Annotated in this window: 15 protein-coding genes; 6 read left to right on the forward strand and 9 right to left on the reverse strand. The window is 59.3% G+C overall.

Annotated features, from left to right (window positions below; genetic code table 11):
• The first annotated feature begins 2 nt into the window (after nt 1-2).
• The 4 genes from WC421_03025 to WC421_03040 all read left to right on the forward strand — a co-directional run bounded on the left by WC421_03025 (nt 3) and on the right by WC421_03040 (nt 2,992).
• On the forward strand, nt 3-206 hold the full coding sequence (locus tag WC421_03025; GenBank protein MFA5161194.1) for a hypothetical protein: 204 nt from the start codon (nt 3-5) through the stop codon (nt 204-206).
• Nucleotides 203-1,585 carry a dihydropyrimidinase gene (gene hydA / locus WC421_03030; GenBank protein ID MFA5161195.1) on the forward strand — a complete coding sequence of 461 codons (1,383 nt, stop codon included), beginning with the start codon at nt 203-205 and terminating at the stop codon, nt 1,583-1,585. Before WC421_03025 ends, hydA begins: the two co-directional genes overlap by 4 nt.
• A 187-nt stretch (nt 1,586-1,772) precedes the next feature.
• Nucleotides 1,773-2,357 carry a DUF6036 family nucleotidyltransferase gene (locus WC421_03035; GenBank protein MFA5161196.1) on the forward strand — a complete coding sequence of 195 codons (585 nt, stop codon included), beginning with the start codon at nt 1,773-1,775 and terminating at the stop codon, nt 2,355-2,357.
• The gene (locus WC421_03040; protein MFA5161197.1) at nt 2,354-2,992 is read left to right on the forward strand and encodes a hypothetical protein; all 639 of its coding nucleotides are present in this window, start codon (nt 2,354-2,356) and stop codon (nt 2,990-2,992) included. The genes WC421_03035 and WC421_03040 overlap by 4 nt, the downstream gene beginning before the upstream one ends.
• A 27-nt stretch (nt 2,993-3,019) precedes the next feature.
• On the opposite strand, the gene ribF is transcribed toward WC421_03040, so the two are convergent.
• The 7 genes from ribF to rimP are packed head-to-tail and all read right to left on the reverse strand — an operon-like array spanning nt 3,020 to nt 10,331.
• On the reverse strand, nt 3,020-3,919 hold the full coding sequence (gene ribF, locus WC421_03045) for a riboflavin biosynthesis protein RibF (protein ID MFA5161198.1): 900 nt from the start codon (nt 3,917-3,919) through the stop codon (nt 3,020-3,022).
• Nucleotides 3,916-4,653 (reverse strand): tRNA pseudouridine(55) synthase TruB, encoded by a 738-nt coding sequence (gene truB, locus WC421_03050; GenBank protein ID MFA5161199.1) that lies wholly within the window; start codon nt 4,651-4,653, stop codon nt 3,916-3,918. Before truB ends, ribF begins: the two co-directional genes overlap by 4 nt.
• A complete protein-coding gene (locus tag WC421_03055; protein MFA5161200.1) occupies nt 4,607-5,635 on the reverse strand; it encodes a bifunctional oligoribonuclease/PAP phosphatase NrnA in 1,029 nt (342 codons plus the stop codon). Before WC421_03055 ends, truB begins: the two co-directional genes overlap by 47 nt.
• Nucleotides 5,607-5,969: a ribosome-binding factor A gene (locus WC421_03060; GenBank protein MFA5161201.1), complete on the reverse strand. Its 363-nt coding sequence runs from the start codon at nt 5,967-5,969 to the stop codon at nt 5,607-5,609. The genes WC421_03055 and WC421_03060 overlap by 29 nt, the downstream gene beginning before the upstream one ends.
• The gene (gene infB, locus WC421_03065; GenBank protein ID MFA5161202.1) at nt 5,966-8,410 is read right to left on the reverse strand and encodes a translation initiation factor IF-2; all 2,445 of its coding nucleotides are present in this window, start codon (nt 8,408-8,410) and stop codon (nt 5,966-5,968) included. The genes WC421_03060 and infB overlap by 4 nt, the downstream gene beginning before the upstream one ends.
• Complete coding sequence (locus WC421_03070) at nt 8,355-9,830, reverse strand: transcription termination/antitermination protein NusA (protein MFA5161203.1); 1,476 nt, start codon at nt 9,828-9,830, stop codon at nt 8,355-8,357. The genes infB and WC421_03070 overlap by 56 nt, the downstream gene beginning before the upstream one ends.
• Before the next feature lie 33 nt (nt 9,831-9,863).
• Nucleotides 9,864-10,331, reverse strand: a complete 468-nt coding sequence (gene rimP, locus WC421_03075; GenBank protein ID MFA5161204.1) for a ribosome maturation factor RimP — start codon at nt 10,329-10,331, stop codon at nt 9,864-9,866.
• A 158-nt stretch (nt 10,332-10,489) separates the two neighbouring features.
• Here rimP and WC421_03080 point away from each other — a divergent pair, with 158 nt between their 5' ends.
• Both WC421_03080 and WC421_03085 read left to right on the forward strand, forming a co-directional pair.
• Nucleotides 10,490-10,858 carry a hypothetical protein gene (locus WC421_03080; protein ID MFA5161205.1) on the forward strand — a complete coding sequence of 123 codons (369 nt, stop codon included), beginning with the start codon at nt 10,490-10,492 and terminating at the stop codon, nt 10,856-10,858.
• A gap of 421 nt (nt 10,859-11,279) precedes the next feature.
• Entirely contained in the window at nt 11,280-11,768 is a 489-nt protein-coding gene (locus WC421_03085) for a hypothetical protein (protein MFA5161206.1), read from the forward strand.
• A 48-nt stretch (nt 11,769-11,816) separates the two neighbouring features.
• Here the strand turns inward: WC421_03085 and WC421_03090 are convergent, their stop codons facing one another.
• The gene (locus WC421_03090; GenBank protein ID MFA5161207.1) at nt 11,817-12,806 is read right to left on the reverse strand and encodes a PorV/PorQ family protein; all 990 of its coding nucleotides are present in this window, start codon (nt 12,804-12,806) and stop codon (nt 11,817-11,819) included.
• 4 nt (nt 12,807-12,810) lie between these two features.
• On the reverse strand, nt 12,811-19,794 hold the full coding sequence (locus tag WC421_03095; protein ID MFA5161208.1) for a lectin like domain-containing protein: 6,984 nt from the start codon (nt 19,792-19,794) through the stop codon (nt 12,811-12,813).
• Nucleotides 19,795-19,977 lie beyond the last annotated feature (183 nt).

A 19,977-nucleotide genomic window follows, 5' to 3' on the forward strand; every position in this document is an offset into this window, starting at 1 on the left:
TTATGCGCAAAGCAATCAGAAAAATGGTGCGGGTGGCATGGGGTCTGGCCGCTCTGGTGCTGGCCTGGCAGTTTGTGATGGACGCGCTGCACGGCTATGCGGATTACATGCTCTCGCTCATCACCGTCTACGCCGCGGTGCTAGGCGGCGTAACCCTGGTTGCCTACCTGATAGACCGCGCCGCCGCCGGAACCCCGCCCAAGTGAAGCGGCTTGCCGTAACCGGCGGGCTGGTCGTTGCGGAAAACTCGGCAATCCGCGCGGATGTCTTCATAGAAAACGGCAAAATCTCGGCGGTGCGCCCTCCTTCAAAACACGCGCCAAAAGCGGACATCGTTATAGACGCGCGGGGAAAAACCGTAATTCCCGGCGTCATAGACGCGCATGTCCATTTCAGCCTTCCCGCCGGAGATATCACAACAAGCGATGATTTTTCGTCGGGCTCGCACGCGGCCATCGCCGGCGGGGTTACAACAGTCATAGATTACACCACCCAGCCGCCGGGCATCGGGCTGGAGCGCGCCGCGCGGGCGCGGCTTGCGAAAATGCGCGGCAAAATGCGCTGCGACTATTCGCTGCACTGCATAATCCCGTCCTGGACAAAACTTAAAAACCCCGCCCGGCAGATGAAGACGTTGTGCCGCATGGGGATTCCCTCCTTCAAGATGTTCATGATTTACGGCGAGCGCGGAATGCAGTCCGGCGACGCGGATTTGCACGAGGCCATGCTGGCCGCCAAAGCCTGCGGCGCGACACTATGCCTTCACGCGGAATCCGACGGGATAATACGACATCTCTCCGCAAAACACGCCGGAGAGGGGATGCGCGGCTTTGTGCGCTCAAGACCGGATTTCAGCGAATGGGAGGCGGTGCAGCGCGCGCTTGTCTGGGCGGAGGCTGCGGGGGCGAAAGTGTATTTCGTGCATCTTTCGGCAGGCAGGTCGGCGCGGATTATAACGGCGGCCCGCGCCGCCGGAATACACGCGATGGGCGAAACCTGCCCGCAGTATCTCGCGCTTGACCAGTCCGCCCTGCTTGGAAAAAACGGCCATTTTTACGCCACCTGCCCGCAGGTCAAAACAAAAAAAGACTCCGCGCTTTTGTGGCAGGCGCTCAAGGAAGGCGCGGTTTCAACTATAGCCACCGATTCCTGCACTTTCAACTCGTCGCAGAAAAACCGCTGGCGCGGCGATTTCTCAAGAATCCCGTTCGGCATTCCGGGAGTGGAAACCTCTATTCCGCTGATATACACGCTGGGCGTCCTCAAAAACCGCATTTCGCTTCTGGAAATGACGCGGATGCTGAGCCTCAATCCCGCAAAAATCATGGGGCTCTATCCCCGCAAAGGCGCAATACGCCCCGGCGCGGACGCCGACCTTGCCATACTGGACACGAAAAACGTCAAGGCCGTTGACCATGCCGCCATGCAAACCAATTGCGACTGGAACCCGTATCAGGGCATGAAACTCAAAGGCTGGGCGGAAACGGTGATTTTGCGGGGGGAAATCGCCGCCAGAAACGGCGCCCCCGTCTCCGCCGCCCCCGAAGGCGTTTTCCTCCCGCGCCGCCCCGGCGCATTCATCTGATTATGCCTGCTTTTGTTCTCCTGACATCGTAACGAACTCTCCCCTGTCAGGATATGCCGTGCCAAGCCAGAGAAAAGATTCGGCATGCCATAGCGGTTTGCCATTAGACTTGCCTGAATAGAATTTCGGTTGCATTTTGCTGTATGGCGATATACAATATATTGTACGGAATCGTACATATAGTTGTATGAATAAATACAGAATAGATAAAGACGGACTGATTGAGACAATGGGCGCATGGAATGCCTTTTTCAGAAGGCGCGTCCATCTGATAGCCTGCGGCGGCACGGCGATGACGCTGCTCGAAATCAAAGAATCCACCAAAGATATTGACTTCATCGTGCCGAATGAAAGCGAATACCGATACCTGGCGGCAACGCTGGCCGATATGGGATATGCCAACATTTCCGAGTTCGGCTGGAAGAGGGACGGCGGTTTTATTTTTGACCTCTACCCCGGAAGCAGGGTATATCAAACGGATTTGCTGGAATCCCCGCTTAAAAGCGGAAATAATACGCTGTTCAGGGAATTTGCGCGTATCTATATCGGCATTCTCAACCCATACGACATCATAATCACAAAGCTGTTCCGGGCTTCCGGCGTTGATATTGAGGATTGCGCCGGCCTGCTTAAGACGGCCGGAAAGAAAATAGACTGGGCCAGGCTTGAGGGGCGTTTCCGTGAAACCGCGTCATACAGCGTATTTGAGGACAAGGCCAATGCAAATTTCAACGCCTTCAGGGAAAACATTAGACGCAGGAAACTTATATGAAGAATAACGAGCTGCTGAAAAAAGCCGAAGCACTGGGGTTTCCGCTGTATCAGGCGCAAACCGAAACAAACGTTTGCCGCGCTTTGGCGGAAATCATAAGAAGCCGCAATCCGCGTCTTTGGGAGGGCTTCCCGGTAATGCTTGCCAATGCCGCCGAAAAAGGCGGGTTCAGCCTTGCGCGGCTGAAGGCGCAGATGAGCAGTCCGGCGGAACGAAAGCTGGCGGAAAAGCTTTTTCTCATGTCCGCAGCGCTTTACAATGCCGCCGGAATCAAATTCGCCTGGGCGGCCCATCCCGAACAGCGGAAATATCTGGCCAACTTCAAAAATGGCGCCGCCATAGAAATAGGCAACTACAATTTCCCGCCGGAAAAGCTAAAGACGGTTTTCGGCGCATATTACGCAAACAAAGCCGGACAAATAGCCGATGTCTTGTCCGCCAGAAGCGATTTCAGCGTTGAATATGCCCTGTCGCAGATATTCACCGCCAGGCAGAAAGAGCTGTTCTTCAAAAAATTGCGCGGCGAGAAGCTGACAAAAACCGAAAAAGAGTATTTTTCCCGCGCAGTGAAAAAAAAGGTTTTGGCATTGGCAAATGAGGATTTGCACCGTCTGGCCGTGAAACTTCTGGAATAGCCGGTTTCCTGCCGGGAAACGCGGAGGCTATCCCGCACGGCAATGCAGCAGTTGGCGGACGGCGGAGATGTCGGCTTTTATGCCGGAGACAAGCTCGCTGAGATTATAGAACTTGGCCTCGTTGCGGATTTTGGCGGAAAAATCTATTTCCACTTCCTCGTCGTAAATATCGCGCATGAAATCCAGTATGTGCACCTCGCACAGCGGGATATGCGAGTGTATGGGATTGACCGTCGGGCGAAAACCTATGTTGGCCACTGCGTTGAACCGCTCGCCGCGCACGTTGGCATGCACCGCGAACACGCCGCGCGGCAGTATCTTGCAGGCGCCCGCGTCCAGATTGGCGGTCGGGTATCCCAGCTTGCGGCCAAGCCCCTTGCCGCGCACCACCGTCCCTTTCAGCGAATACGGACGGCCCAGCAGTTCCGCCGCCTCCTCCACAAGCCCCTCGTGCAGGTATTGCCGTATCTGGGTGGAGGAGATTTTATGGCCCTGGGCCTTTACAAAATGCAGCACCACAAGCTCTATGCCGCGCGTCTCGCATTCCCGCCGCAGCCAGTTCACATGCCCCTGCCGGCCGGCGCCGAAGGCGAAATCCTGACCGGCAAGAATGCCGCCGGCGCGCAGTTTTTTAACAAGCACCTCGTCCAGGAACCGTTCGCACGACATGGCGGCAAGCCCGCGCGTAAACTCCAGCGAGACGGCGGCATCCGCGCCGCATTGCTTCAGCAGCGCGCCGCGCTCGCCGGGCAGGGTTATCATGCTCTGCTCCGGCTTGCCGGACAGAAACGCCTTGGGCGGAATGGGGAAATAGACGGCAAGGCTTTTCATCCCGGAGGCGCGCGCGCGGGCTGAAAGCTCGGCTATAACCTCCCGGTGGCCCAGGTGCACGCCGTCAAAAGTGCCTACCGCTATGAAATTCCTCATAAATTTTCAACCGGCAGCAGGCGCGCATAAAGCTCGTCCCTGCCAATGGTTTTAAGCGCATCGGCGGGGATGGCGCCGTCAACGCGGAACCCGCCCGCCTCCAGCCGGCGCAATGATTTCAGATGCGCGCCGCAGCCGAATTTTTCGCCCAGCATTTGCGCAAGAGAGCGCACATACGTCCCGCCGGAGCATCTTACCGTGAAAGCCAGCTCCGGCGCGCGCCATTCAAGGCTGTCCCATCCGTAAATAGTAATCCGGCGCAGCATCTGCTCCGGCAGCTGCCCGCCGCGGCGGGCTATGCGGTGCAGCGGCTCCCCATGAAACTTGACGGCGGAATAGGGGGGGACAGGCTGCGTTATCTCCCCGGCAAGCGAGCGCGCCGCCTCAACAAAACTTTCCGGCGCAACCGGCGGGAGGGGGGAAACCTTTGTTATGCTGCCGTCGGCGTCCCAGGTGTCGGTGGTGGCGCCAAAGAGCATGGTCCCGCTGTAAGTCTTTCCCGCCTGCTGGAAACGGCTTTGCAACCGCGTTGCACCGCCGGCCAGCAGCACAAGCAGCCCGGTGGCTGCCGGGTCCAGAGTGCCGGTATGGCCTATGCGCCGCATTCCCAGCGCGCGCCTTGCCACCATCACGGCGTCATGAGAGGTCCAGCCGGAAGGCTTGTCCACCAGCAGCACGCCGGAGATTTCAGCGGCCCCGTTTTGTGGCGGCGGCGGTTTTGCCGGCGTGTTCATAAGCGGCTTTTACGGCGGCGAGCATTCTGTTCTTCATTTCCGAAAGCGAAAGCTGGGATTTGCAGCCCGCCGCGTTGCGGTGGCCGCCCCCGCCGAAAAGCTTGGCAAGCTTGCTTACGTCCACATGGCCCTTGGAGCGCAGATTCACGGCAAGGCGGGACTCTTCCTCGCGCAGCAATACGGACACCTGCGCGCCCGGCACCATCAGGCCGTAGTTGACTATATCCTCGGTATGCTGGGGCAGCGCCCTGGCGGCGGCGATGTCCTGCCGCGTAAGAAAAGAAAATGCGGTGCGCCCGCCGTCCAGCATCTCCAGCCTGGAGAGGGCCGCGCCCAGCAATTTGAGCGCGGGATAGGCGCGGGTGCCGTAAACCCTGTCGTTTACCTTCCAGGGTTTGAAACCGGTTTCCAGCAGCGCGGCGGCAACCGTATGCGCGCGCGCGGTGGTGGAGGGATAATGGAAACGCCCCGTGTCCGTGGCCAGGCCGACGTAGAGATATTCCGCCTCGCGCGCGCTGATTTTTATCCCCATGGCGGATATTATGCCGTAAAGCAGCTCCGCCGTGGAGGAGGCCGCAGGGTCTACGTAGTTTACCGTGCCGTAATTTTCAAAGGTGCGGTGATGGTCTATGTTCACAACCGCTTTCACGCGGGAGAGGACTTCCCGTATATTGCCCGCGCGCGAGGGGGTGGAGCATTCTATCAGGATGGCGGCGTCGTAATTGCGCTTTGAAGGCAGCTTGCCCGCATGAATGCGCGACGCGCCGTGAAGAAAGCTGAGGTTGTCCGGCACCGGGTCCGCGCTGTAGAGCCAGGACTTTTTGCCGAAACGCCGCAGCACCGAGGCCATGCACAGCATGCAGCCGATGGTGTCCCCGTCCGGGTTCTGATGCCCGGCGAGAAAAAAAGAATCGTATTTTTTCAGCGTCTCCGCCAGCGCGGAAAGCGGCAGTTCAGCCGGGGTTTTTTTCGTCTCGCCCATCTTTTTCCATGGCAATCAGGTTCAGAATGTTTTCCACGCGCGCCGCGCTGGCGGGCGTGGGGTCAAAACGGAAATCCAGCATGGGCAGCCGCCGCATATGCAGCCGGGACCGCAGCACCAGGAGAATTTCCCGCTTGAGTCTGCGAAACACCAGGTCCGCCGCTTCGCGCTCCGCCTGGCCGCCCAGCGCGGAATAATAGACGGTCGCATCCTCAAGGCTGGCGGAGACCTTCACGCAGGTAACCGTTATTATCCCCGTGCAGCGCGATTTGACCAGCACGGAGGCTATCTCGGTTTTGAGCAGTTCCGCAATCCGCTCGCGGCGGTTGTTCACTTGGGGCCGTCCATGGTGCGCAGAACCGTTTTCTTCTCGTAGGGTTCCACAATGTCGCCGGGCTTGATGTCGCGGTAGCCATCCACCAGTATGCCGCATTCAAAGCCCTTCTCGACTTCCTTGACGTCTTCCTTGAACCGCTTGAGGCCGGATATCTTGCCGCGATGCACCGGCTTGCCGGCGCGCAGAACGCGCGCATCGGCGCCGCGCACCATTTTCCCTTCCAGCACAAACGAGCCCGCGATTGCGCCGGAACTGAGGCTGAATGCCTGGCGCACCTCGGCTTTGCCGGTCGGGACTTCCACGATGTCGGGCTCCAGCAGGCCTTCCATGGCGGCCCTTACCTGGTCCAGCAGGCTGTAGATGATGTCGTAGCTGCGGATTTCTATGCCCGCGCGGTCGGCCTCGAAGCTGGCGTTGGATTCTGTATCCACGCGGAAGGCCAGCACCACGGCGTCGCTGGCCTTGGCCAGCAGTATGTCGGATTCGTTCACATTGCCCGCGCCGGAGTGGATTATCTTGATTTCCACCTCTTCGTTGCCCAGCCGCTCCAGCGAATCGCGTATAGCCTGTATGGAACCCTGCACGTCCGCCTTCAGAATGATTTGCAGCGTTTTCAGCTTGCGGGATGCCACCTGGGAATGCAGTCCCAGCAGCGTAACATGCTTCTGATGGGCTATGGTGGCCTCGCGAGCGGCGCGCTGGCGCTGCTCGGCTATCTGGCGCGCTTCGCGCTCGGATTCAACCACATGCAGCATGTCGCCTGCGAGGGGCGGCTCCCCTGTAAAACCCAGCACCTCCGCGGGCATGGAGGGTTTGATGCCGTCCAGCCTGACGCCGTGCTCGTCCACCATGGCGCGCACTTTGCCGTAGGTGGAGCCGACTATGAACGGGTCGCCGACGCGAAGCGTGCCTGCCTTGACCAGCACTGTGGCGACGACGCCGCGCTTGGAGTCGCGTTTTGCCTCCACCACGGTGGCAATGCCCGGCTTGTCCGGGTTGGCTTTAAGCTCCATCAACTCGGCCTGGAGCAGAATCATATCCAGCAGTTTGTCTATGTTGAGCTTCTTCTTGGCCGAGATGTCAACGAATATGCTCTTGCCCTGCCACTCCTCGGACAGAAGGCCGTGCTGCGCCAGTTCCTGCCGGATTTTGGCGGGATTTGCGCCCGGCAGGTCTATCTTGTTGACCGCCACTATTATGGGCGCGCCGGCTGCCTTGGCGTGGTCTATAGCCTCCACCGTCTGGGGCATGACGCCGTCGGTGGCGGAAACCACCAGTATGACGATATCCGTGGCCTGCGCCCCGCGGGAGCGCATGGCGGTGAACGCCTCGTGGCCCGGGGTGTCCAGAAACACTATATCGCCTTTCGGATGGCAAACCTTGTAGGCGCCTATGTGCTGGGTTATCGCGCCGGATTCCAGAGAACAGAGGTCGGATTTCCGTATGGCGTCCAGCAGGCTGGTTTTGCCGTGGTCCACATGGCCCATTATGGTTACCACCGGCGGGCGCGGCTTAAGCGATTCGGGCTTGTCGGCGTCCTTGCCGACGGTTTCCAGCTTGTTTTCCGCAAACATCTGCGCGATTTCAAGCTGAAAGCCCATTTCGCCGGCTACAAGCTCTGCCAGTTCGCTTTCCAGCCGCTGATTGATTGTGGCGTAGACGCCCATTGTCATCAGCTTCTTTATAAAGTCGGTAACCTTTATGCCCATTTTCTCGGCAAGCTCGCGCACCGTGGGCTGGCCGATGATTTTTATGACCGGCTTGGCCGGTTTTGGCGGGGCTGCGGGCTGGGCCGGTTTCACGGGCTGCGCCGCCTGCGGCGCTGCCGCAGGCTGGGCGACCGGCGTGGCCGGCGCGGGCTGCGCCGGAGCCGGGGCAGCCGCCGGTTTTACCGGAGCGGGCTGCGCCTGCTGCGGCTTTGCCGCCGGAACCGCAGGCTGCGCGGCCGGACTGGCCGGAGCCGCGGCATGAGGCTGCTGCGCCGCCGGAGCGGCGGGGGCATGAGCCTCCGCCTTGTGCGTGACCGGGGGAACAGCCGCCGGTTTAGGCGCGGCCTGGTGAATCTGGTGAGGAGCCGCCGGATGCGCGGCATGAACCGGACTGGCCGGCTGCTGCGCCGCCGGAGCGGCAGGAGCATGAACCTCCGCCTTGTGCGCGACCGGCGCGGCGGCAGAAATTTCAACTTTATGGGCCGGGATTTCCGGCTTCTGTCCCGTTTCCTCCGCAACGGCCTTTTTAGGGGCGGCCTTGCGTTTGGACGCGGATTTGGCGCCATCTACAGCCGGTTTTTTTGCGGCGGTTTTTTTTACTGCGGAAACCGTCTTTTTCTTTTTAACCTCGGCGGCTTCGGCATCCTGCGCAGCGGCGGTTTTTTCCGCCGGTTTAACTGCCGCTTTCTTCGGTTTTGACGCCGGTTTGGACGGTTTCGGTGTTGTCATTGCTGCTGGTCTCCTCTGCGGGGGAATTGGTTTCGCCGGAAGCGTCCGCCGCAGTCTGGCTGGCTTCCGTCTGGGGGGCAAGGCCCTTTTCCTGCACGTACTTGCGGGCGCCCTGTATTATCTTGGCCGCCGTCTTGGCGCCCACGCCCTGCAGCGTGGACAAATGCTCCGGCGTAAGCGAGGCTATTTTGACTATATCGGTGATGCCGGCCTTTATCAGCAGCTCCGCCGTCTTGGGGCCTATGCCGTCTATTCCGGTAAGGTCGTTGGCTGCGGCCTGCTGGACTTTGCGGCCTTCTTCCTGCACCTGGGACTCGCTTTTGACATCAAGCTCCCAGCCGGTTATTTTGGAGGCGAGCTTGATATTCTGCCAGTCCTTGCCTATGGCGACGGCAAGCTGGTCGTCCGGCACTACAATCAGCGCGCGCTTGGTTTCCTTGTCCAGCGCGCGCACGGAGGAAACCTTCGCGGGCGACATGGCGTTGGTTATCATCTGGGCGGTGTCCGGGCTCCAGGAGATAAGATCTATGCGCTCGCCGCTAAGCTCGTTGGTAACCGCGCGTATTCTCATGCCGCGCATGCCGACGCAGGCGCCGATGGGGTCCACCTTGGAATCCGCGCCGCGCACCACCACCTTGGAGCGGAACCCGGCGTCGCGCTCTATGGAGACAAGCTCCACCAGCCTGTCGTTGATTTCCGGCACTTCCACTTCAAACAGCCGGGTCAGGAAAAGCGGCGCCGAACGGGAAAGTATTATGTAAGGCCCGCGCTGCGTCCTGTCCATGCGGGACACGGCGGAGCGGTAGCGGCCCATTGCCGGGTCGTCCGATGTCATCAAGTCCTTCTGGGCCAGCACGCGCAGAATCACGGCTTTCACCCTGCTGTTGGGGGCGTAGCGTTCCTTGCGAATCTGCTCGCAATAGGGAAGCAGCGCCTCGGCCTTGCCGATGTCAACCACTATGTCGCGGTCGCTGAAGCGGCGCACCATGCCGGTGATAACCTCGCCCTCGCGCGGCTTGTATTCGCGGTAAAGATTGTCGCGCTCTATGTCGCGCACTTTCTGGATAAGCACCTGCTTGGCGATTTGCGCCGCTATGCGCGAGAAATCGTTGATGTCCAGCGCGATGTCTATTTCCTGGCCAAGCTCCGCGGTGGGGGAGGCTTTTTTGGCGTTTTCAAAGCCAATTTCCAGTTCCGGGCTGGACACGGCCTCCACCACTTTAAGGCGGTGCCAGGCTTTCATGCCGCCGGTTTCGGGGTCCATCTTGGCGGAAATCTGGGCGTTTTTGCCGATATGCTTGCGCAACGCGGAAACAAGCGCGTCCTCTATGGTCTTGAACACCTCTTCTTTTTTGATGTTGCGCTCCCTCTCCAGCCGTTCAAGGGCCGTAACAAGGTCTTTGGGTTGTGTGTCTTCCATCGCCGTCTCCTTAGTATTTCCGCAATGCGGAGGTTAAAATTCAAGAACGGGGTCCAGCCGCGCCGACTTTATGTCGCCGTAACTGAATACGTATGTATTGGCCGCGTCGGAGAGCGTCATTTTCTCCCCGTCGGCGGAGGCTATCACTCCGGTAAAAAACGCCCTTTTTTCAACCGGCTGCCGGAGTATCAGCTTCACCCTCTGCCCCGCGAAACGGATGAAATGCTCCGGTTTTTTCAGCGCCCGGTCAACTCCGGGGGAGGACACCTCTATCACATAAGCCCGCTCCACCAGATTTTCCATTTCCAGGGCAGCGCTGATTTTGTCGCTCATCAGCCCACAATCGCCGATAGAGACGGGTTTCCCGTCCTTCCTGTCTATGAAAAACTGGAGCAGCGCCTTCGCCCCGTGGCCAGCTATGTGCAAATCCACAAGCTCCATATTCTGCTGGTCAAACAGAGGGGCCAGGGCCTGTTCTATCTTATCGGTGTTATATGTCATGGCTCAAGCTAAAAAAAAAGCGGCCTCCAACTGCCAGCCACTCTCCTTATACAGATGGTAGCATTTGCCCGCCCGCCGCGTCAAGACCGTAAGGGTGCGGGGGATTTGTTTTGACACTCCGCGTTTTATATATTTGTTGAGGCGTTCGGGAGGTGGTTATGGGAATAGATTTTCATATCAATATCAAGCGGAAGATTACGGTGAACGGGAAGGAATACGGCTCGCCGGAAGAGGTGCCGGAACACTACCGGCAGACCGTGCGAAATGTCTTGGACTCCGCAGGGACGCTCGCCGGCGGAAGCAAGATAACAGTCAACGGCATGGGCTACGACAGCCCCGAGGCCATGCCGCCGGACACGCGCAGAATTTACGAGGAATCCCTCAGAAAGGCCAAAGTGGTGTCGCAAAACACCGGAATGCCCATGCCGGCCCTGGAGCAGGAGGGTGCGCTGTCCAGGCGGGCCATAATAATCCTGCTGCTGCTGGCCGGTCTTATCCTGCTGCTTAAATTCTTCAGGCCCGGGTAAAGCATACCCGCAGGGATGGGAACCAGTTTTCACAAACTGGAAAATGGGCTATGGTTGAGCAGGCTTGCCCTGATGTTCCGCGAACCACCGCAAGATTTCCCGGAATACGGCGATGCCGGGCGGTTCTGAAACCGGCGCGCGCGAATCGCGCAAATCATGCCCCCGTCCCGGAAAGCGGCGGATAGTAGTATTCTTCCTTCCTGAACGCGAAAGTTCCGAGACCATAAAATCAAACGATTCCACGGGAACGTTCGCATCCTCGCTGCCATGTGCCAGAAACAGCCGCGCCCTGGTTTTCGCTGCCCAACTGCGGGAAATCCGCGCTATGGGAAAGCGGGGGGGGGGGGGGAGGGCCCGCGGGGCCCTTGACAACTATTTTTCGCACGCTAGACTAATCCCAGCAAACACGCACGGAGGCATTATGGGAAGGATATTGACCGCTTTCTTTTTTATGCTTGCGCTGGCGGCTTCGGCCCGCTGCGAAGGCGCCATAGCCACACTTGTGTTTTACAGCGACTCCAGAACCGGGGAACCGCCCGCGGTTGTCGGCGCGGCCGTGTCCGGCGATAATGGCGGCGGGGAAGAGGGTTTTGCTGCCGCAGCCGCAGGCGGCGCGGCGCAGTCGGTTTTTCAGGAAGCTTTTGAGGGGGCGCGGGCGGACATGAAATCCTGCCGCGTAAATGCCGGCGGGCGCGGCTATTACAAAGCCTCCTGCCTCAACCCCATAATCTCCGGCATGGTGCGACTGGCCGCGCGTGAATTTCCGCTGTATGCCGGGCTTATACCCGGGCAGATACGGTCAAAACTCAACTCCTGCGCGGCGCGGACAACGTCTGCGGGCGGGGAGCGCTACTACGACGCGGGCTGCGTAAACAGCGGAGTAGACGAACTCGCGGGCATGATTGAGTAGAGATTTCAGACGGATGCAAAAACTCCGGTTCGGGGGACAAACCGCCGCTTACTCATCCTCCAGGTCATATTCATCCGACATCATCCACTTTCCGGCTTTCTTTATTTTGCTGGGGCTGGATCTGCTTGTATTGCGTAAATCGCCAAAGCGGTACATGAAGGAAATCCTCTGGGCATTGCCCAAATCGCCGCACGGAGCGAAACCGTAGTCAACCCTCCAGTTCGGACGCTCGTAACCGGCGCCCAGCGCGAATTGCCCGGTGGAACCGGATGAGCCTGCGCCCTCCGCCTGCCAGCCGGCGCGCAGCAGCAGCCTGTCCCACTGGCTGAAAGAATTGCGCACGGCATATTCCAGGCCGGCGCGCGCGCCGGACGCGCTGCTTGATTCCACATAGTCACCCACAGCCATCAGATACTCGCCCAGCTTAAGCGAGGCGCCGACCCGTTTTGTAAGCGGCAGAGAAAACGTCATGTCGCCGACGGCCATGCCGGGGCCGACGTTCTGCAGCGCCGCGCCAAGGCGCAAATGTCCGAAAAAACCCATCACTCCCAAATCTATGGCAGAGCCGCTGGCCACCGCGTCGTCAACCGACTGGCGCATGTATTTCACCGCCGCGCCCACCGCGAAATTAAGCCCGATATTCTTTGCGGCGGCAGCCATAAAACTGGATTCCCCCGCTCCGAAACTGCCTGTGGTGTTTCCGGAGGCGTCCGTCCTGTCCATCGGGCTGATGGTAAACAGGTTCAGCGCGCAGCCGAGGGTTACGTCGTTGCCCACGGGGAACGCGGCGGAGCCGTACTCGCTTTTTATGCCGGATATCCATTCGGTATGCGTAAGCGAGACATCGCTGCGCGGCAGCCGGGCTATGCCCGCCGGATTGTAAAAGAGCGAAACGGAATCATCGCCCACAGCGGTATACGCGCCACCCAGCGCCATGGCGCGGGCGGAAGCATCAACCTCAAGCGAAGGCATGGAGGATGCGCCAGCCCCCGCAAAAGCGGCCCTGGACGCAAGCAAGATAATAATGGCAGCCTTCATATAATCACCAGATTATCGCCGCGTTGACCATGCGCGTTCCCATGTCCGATGTTTTCACGACAAACACATAGACCCCGGTGGCCGCGCGTTCCCCGCCGGAATTGACGCCGCGCCATGTTGCAACGTTGGAACTGTCAATATCTCCCGATGCGCGGGAGAGCGTTTTTACAAGCCGTCCGGAAACTGAGTAAATTCTGATCTCCAGCCCCTGCGCGGAGGCGGGAATGCCGTCTATGGTCATGTGCTGGCTCATCATGCGGCAGGGGTTGGGATAAATCCTAAGCGCGACAGCCGGCGCCAGAACCGGAGAGGAATTGTTGTTGGACGATGGTGTTGAAGTGTCCACCGTGAAATTGTACGAGGCCAGCGGGCCGGCGTTGCCCACATTGTCGGTCGCCTTCACCATGAACCAGTAGACCCCGTCGGCCAGGCTGGACAGAGACACGCTGGTTCCGGTAGTGGCAGTGCTGGCAACAGCCGCATAAACGCTGCCCGTGGAAAGCTGGTAGTTGTAATGCGCGATGCCGGAACCGTTGTCGGAGGCGCCCCACGAGAACGCCGGATTTATATCGTTGGTGACAGAGACCGGTTTCGTGACAAAGCTGGGCGTATAGGGGGCGGTCAAATCCGTCAGTACGCCGGGGGACGAGGTAACCGAGGACCAGACGTTGGATATATTCTTGCTCTTCACGGCGAAGTAGTAGCGAGTGTTGTCGGCCAGGTGCAGGCCGGACGCCACCGCATATGTCGTTACACCCACGAATGTCCAGTCAACCACATTATTGCCGCCGGGGGTGGTGCCCACGGCATAGCTGTAGCCATAAGAGCCCGCCGCAGCAGCCCAGTTGGAATACAATGTGGTGCCGGAGCCGGTATACGGCAGTTCCACCAGATTAAGCCCGTCATACACATATGCCGGCGCGGCGGCGGCAGCCGGCGTGCTGGCGTCTATCGCGAACTGGTAAACGCGCAGGGAACTTTCGTTCCCGGCATTGTCTATTGTCTTGACCATGAACCAGTAAGCGCCATCCGCCTTGTTGGAAAACACGGCGCTTGTGTCTGTCGTGTTTACGGCTATGGAGGGGTTGTATGTGGCGCTGGCCGACAGCTCGTAAACATAGCCCGCCACGCCGGAACCGCTGTCCGAGGCCGTCCACGAAAACACCGGATTGGTGTTGTTAGAGGAGGTGGCGGGCTTGACCAGAAGGGCGGGCATGGCCGGAGCGGTGAAATCCGTCAGGACACCGGGCGATGTGGTGGCAGCCGACCAGACATTGGACACGTTCTTGCTTTTCACCGCGAAGTAATATCGCGTGTTGCTGGAAAGCGAAAGCGCCCTCACCACATATGTGGACATGCCCACATCCGTCCAGCCGACGATATTGGTTCCGTACATGGCCGTACCTATGGCATATCTGTAACCTTCGGAATTGGCCGCCGGCGCCCAGTTGGCCGACAGCGTGAACGTAGACGCGGTATAGGAGGTTTCGGACGCGGCCAGGCCGTCATAGACATACGCCGGCGCGGAGGGCGCTCCCGTGGACGAATCAACCCTGAAGGCATATGTGGTTACCGGGCTTGCATTGCCCGCATAATCCAGCGTTTTCACCATGAACCAGTAGTTGTTGTCCGCGACATAAGAGAAGGTGACAGACGGCGTGGAAGTCGCCACCGCCGAGGAGTCGCTCCATGAAGAGCTGATGGCCAGTTCGTAAAGATAGCTTGCCACGCCGGACACCGCGTCCGTGGACGTCCACACAAAAGCCGGGTACTTGTAGTTGGAAAGCGCCGCCGGCGTGGACACGAAAACGGGGGCCGAGGGCGCCGCGGAATCTATCACGAAAGAGGCCGTAGCCAGGCCGCTGGCATTCCCCGCGCCGTCCACCGCCCTGACCATGAACCAGTAAGCGCCGTCCGCCTTGTTGGAGAAGGAAACGTTTGCCTGCGCGGTGGAACTGGAGGCGGGGGCGCTCCACACGCTGGAGGTGGAAAGCTCGTATGAATAGCTTGCCACGCCGGAACCGCTGTCCGAGGAGCTCCACGCGAAAGACGGGTTCTTGCCGGAGGAAAACGCCGCCGGCTGGGAAGAGAAGGACGGCGTGTCCGGCACGGCAGTGTCCACCGCGAAGGGATACACGGTCGCCTCGCTCATGTTGCCGGCGGTATCCCTGGATTTGACCATGAACCAGTAGCTGCCGTCGGCCAGATTGGAGAATGACACGGAGTTTGCTGAAATTGAGACCGAGGCGGCGTCGCTCCATTCTGAAGTTGCCGCAAGCTCGTAGACATACCCCGCCAGACCGGAACCGGAATCCGACGCCGTCCAGGCAAACGACGGGTTTTTGCCGACAGTGGCGGAGGCCGGTTTTGTGGTCAGCGCGGGCGCGGCGGGCGCGGTGGAGTCAATTTTGAAGGAATAAGTGGCAAGCGCCCCGGTGTTGCCGGAATTGTCGCGCGCTTTCACCATAAACCAGTAGTTGCCGTCGGCCAGGCCGGAATACTCAACCGCCGCGTCCGCGGATGTTACTGCGGAGCCGTCGCTCCAGGAGCCGGTGGTGGAAAGCTCGTATATGTAATTTGCAAGGCCGGAGCCGCCCGTGTCTGCAACGGTCCAGGCAAAAGAGGGGCTGGAATTGGCGGTAACGGCGGCGGGTTTGGTTGTCAGGGCCGGCACGCCGGGGGCCGTCGCATCAATGCTGAACGGATATATCGCCGCCTCGCTTGTGTTGCCGGTATTGTCTCTGGCTTTCACCATGAACCAGTAAGTCCCTTCCGTTATGTTGGAAAACGAAACGGATGTTCCCGTGGTGGCGGTGGAAACGGCGTCGCTCCAGATGCTGCTGGCGCGCAGTTCGTAGACGTATCCCGCCAGGCCGGAGCCGGAATCCGAAGACGTCCACGCAAATGCCGGGTTGGTGCTGGCGGAATATGTTGCCGGCATGGAGGTAAACGACGGCGTTTCCGGGGCCGTGGTGTCCAGCGTGAAAGCGTAGGAGGCAATGGCGCTGACGTTGCCGGCGCTGTCCCGCGCCTTGACCATGAACCAGTAATTGCCGTCGGCCATATCGGAAAAAGAAACAGACGCGCCGGTGATGTCAATCGCAATGGCATTATCCCAGCCGGCGCCCGACGCCAGCTCATAAGTGTATCCCGCGATGCCGGAGCCGCTGTCGGAAGCGGTCCAGGCAAAGGAGGGGTTTTTGTTGGAAGTCAGCGCGGCCGGATGCGTGGTTATGGAGGGCGCCGCCGGCGCGGTGGAATCCACCGTGAAATGGTATGACGTCGCCGCGCTGGCATTGCCGGCATTGTCCACGGCCTTCACCATGAACCAGTAGCCGCCGTCGGCCAAACCGGAGAGAGAAACCGACTCCGCCGCGGTTGGGGTGGAAACAGCGTCGCTCCAGGTTGAAGATGTCCTGATCTCGTAGACGTATCCCGCCAGGCCGGAGCCGGAATCTGACGATGTCCAGGCAAAAGAGGGGTTCGTGTTGTTTGTGACAGAGGCTGGCGAAACGGTAAGCGACGGCGCCGCGGGTGCCGCAGTGTCCACCGTGAAGTGATACACCGTGGCCGAACTGGCGGTGCCGGCGGTGTTTTTGGTTTTGACCATGAACCAGTATTCGCCGTCGGCAATATTGGAAAACGAAACCGAGGTCCCCGTGGTGTTGACGGCCATGGCATCGTTCCAGGTGCTGCTTGTGCCCAGTTCGTAGATGTATCCTGCTATGGACGAGCCGCTGGCAGTCCATGCAAAGGAAATGTTCTTGCTGGAGCCTGCGGCGGGGGGGGCGGAGGTAATAGTGGGCGGGTCCGGGGACCCCAGGTTCACGGAGAAGGAATACGATGTCAGCGCGCTTTCGTTGCCGGCATTGTCGCGGGTTTTGACCATGAACCAGTAGGTTCCTTCAGCCAAATCGGAAAAGGATGCCGCCGCCGTCGCGCTGAAAGTGGATGCAACCTCATCCCAGGAGGAGGAGCCGGACAACTCATAACTATACCCCGCGATGCCGGAGCCGCCGTCCGACGCAGTCCAGGCGAAAGACGCAGTCTGCTGCGGAGTGGCCGCCGCCGGTTTGGTGGTCAGAACGGGCGCCGAAGGCGCGGTGGTATCCACCCGGAACGTTGCCGTCGCCGCCGCGCTTGTGTTGCCGGCGCTGTCCCTGGCCTTGACCATGAACCAGTAACTGCCGTCGGACAGATTGGACAGCGAAACCGCAGACGCCGTGGTGGAAACAGCCACCGAATCGCTCCATGTCCCGGAAGTGGAAAGTTCGTATAGATAGCTCGCCACGCTGGAACCGCCGTCAGACGCAGTCCATTCAAAAGAGGCGTTTTTAACGGCTATTACAGCCGCCGGCTGGCTTGTAAACACGGGCGTGGCGGGGGCGCCTGAATCTATGGCGAAGGCATAAGAGGTTACAGAGCTTAAGTTGCCGGCGGCGTCCCTGGCTTTGACCAGGAACCAGTAGTTGCCGTCCGCAAGATTTGAAAACGAGGCTGATCCCGTCGCCGTCGCCGTGGAAGCGGCGCCGTCCCACGAGCCGGTGGAGGAAAGCTCATAGAGGTATCCCGACATGCCGGAGCCGCCGTCGGAAGCGGTCCAGGCGAAGGAGGGGTTCTTGCCGGAGGAAACCGAAGCCGGCTTTGTGGTCAGCGTCGGCGCGGAGGGGGCTGTCGCGTCAATCCTGAACGAATAGGAGGCAACCGTGCTCATATTGCCGGCCTTGTCCTGGGTCTTGATCATGAACCAGTACACGCCGTCCGAAAGGCCGGTATAGGATATCGTGTTGCCCGTTATGAAAACCGCCGAGGAATCGCTCCATGTGGCGGAGGTAACAAGCTCATAGAGATATCCGGCCACTCCCGATGCCCCGTCCGATGAAGACCAGGCAAACGACGGGCTGTTGCTGGACGTAACCGCCGTGGGAGATGAGGTAAGCACCGGCATTGCGGGCGCGGTGTAATCCACCAATATGCCAGGAGATACCGTTGACACGGACCAGGACCCGCCGCTGCCCACGCTCTGCACCGAGAAATAATAGCGGGTGTTATCGGAGAGCGAAAGTCCGGTTCTTGTTACGCTGGTGGAGGTGGAGATGCCGGCCCAGGTTGCCACATTTATTCCGCCGGGAGTGGTGCCTATGGCATACCGGTAACCGGTAACACCGGACACCGGCCCCCAGTTCGCCGACAACGTGGTTTTAGACGTCGTGTACTGCGTTTCCTGGGCGGGCAGCAGGCCGTCGTAGACATGATCCGTCGGCTGGGCGGGGGTGGTCTGGCCGTTGGAATTTGCGACAAGGGACTCTATGCCTTCGCCGTTTACGGCTTTCACCGCGATCTGGTATTTCGTGTTGTATGCCAGCGAAAGGTTTACCACATTCACCCAGGTATCGGTGCTGTTGTTTATCCAGCCCGTAACATCGGTGGAGCCGGTGAATACCTTAATCATGTAACGGGCTATGCCGGACTTGGAGTCCGTGCTTGCGTCCCAGTTGGCGGAAAGCGTGGTGGTGGAAGTGGTCGTGTCAATGTCCGCACCTGTGCCGTCGCGCACGGCGGAGGGGGTGGTGGGCCTTGTGTATGTGTAGGCCTTGAGGCAGACATCCTGCAACTGTCCGCCGAAATACCCTGTAGTGCTTGTAACCGCCTCCCAGGTGGAACCGTCCGGTCCCATGTAACCGTTATTGGAAGCGGTGGCTTTGGAGGAGTATCCATTGATTTCTTCCTCCACGGGAATGGGAAACTGGTAGGAAGGATTTGTGACGCGCACCACCACCGAGAAATTGCTTCCGGCAGACAGAGACACCGACGACACAGCCACCGTGTGATAACCGGGCGTAACAAAGGAACCGGAAGCGGAATAGGACAAGGTCCCGCCCCTCGGGGTGCTGGCCGTAACGCCGGAGCCGGTGTAGACGTACACCGTGTAGCTCGCGTTGGTGTCGTTGGTGTAAAAGCCCGCGCCAGTAAGTATTTCATTGGAACCCGCTGTGAATTTGTTTGAAAACCATCCGGTGGTGCTGTCGTACCCGTGATCGTCATCGTAACCAAGCGTATCGTAGCTGTAAACCTTGTCATACGACGTGAGAGGCTGCGCCCCGTTGACCACTATGTTTTCCGCGCCAATGCTATTGTCGTAGGCCAGCAGCCCCTCCGAGTTAAAGACTCTGTGGAATGTGTCGTACGAAACATAGAAGTATCCGTCTTCGCCCCAGCCGGTTCCCCAGCTGTTTTTGACGATAAAAGCGCCGTTATGCGCCGGCTGCGGAGTGTTGAAGTTGGTCTTTGAGTAATTATCGTTCCAGCCGACTATGGTGATGGCATGGAAGCTGGAGCCGTTGTCAGCGGCGTTGGGATCGCCATCTCCGGCGTAATAGTACGCATGCGTGGCGTTGTTGTAGTAGTCGGTTTTGCAATTATCCTCGGAGGGGCAGCTATAGTCCTTTGTGTTAGCCTCGTTGTAGTACATCCGCGACCATACCGGGCCGTAGTTAATCAGCGCCAACTTAATGTTGTTATTGTCGTTGTATGCCGAGCGCGGCGGAAGCCGCAGAATTTCCTGCACATGGTGGGTTATCGGGCCTTTGGCACGGCTTATCGGATAGGGACTGCTGTAAACCGGCGTAGGGTCATTGCTGTCAAGGACCGGGCCTTCCCAACGCGTAAGATACGCCGAAACCATATATGAGTCGCCACCGAAACAACCCAGCATTCCCGTGGGACTTTTGTAATCTCCTCCATCGTAATCGTCAAAACCGTAATTGCGGAGCATGTCGTTTTCGGAGAATTTGTATTCAGTGGGCCTGAATATGCCTTCAAGCGAGCCGTAGGCAGCGTAAGCCCAGCAGCCGGCGCATTTGTCCTGATTTTTAACAGCGGACACCTTATCGCCGCCTTCCGCCGTGCGCAAATCAAAGACGGCGTCGCTGACCGAAGCCGCCCCGGACAGAACCCGCCCCCTAGTGGCGGTATTTTTGGAAAGCACTTGTTGCCCGGAAAGATATTGCATATTCAGAGGCCCCGGGAAAGCGCCTTTGGCGTGGATTTTCCGTCCGGGCACGCCAGCAGCCGAAGGCAATGCCGGGGGCGCGGGTAGCTTCATCGCCCGTTTTGCCTTCCGCGCATTATAGAATTCCAAATTCGGAGGCGCGGAATGACCGCGCCCGCC

This window comes from Elusimicrobiales bacterium (assembly GCA_041651175.1).
Classification (GTDB): Bacteria; Elusimicrobiota; Elusimicrobia; order Elusimicrobiales; family Elusimicrobiaceae; genus JAQTYB01.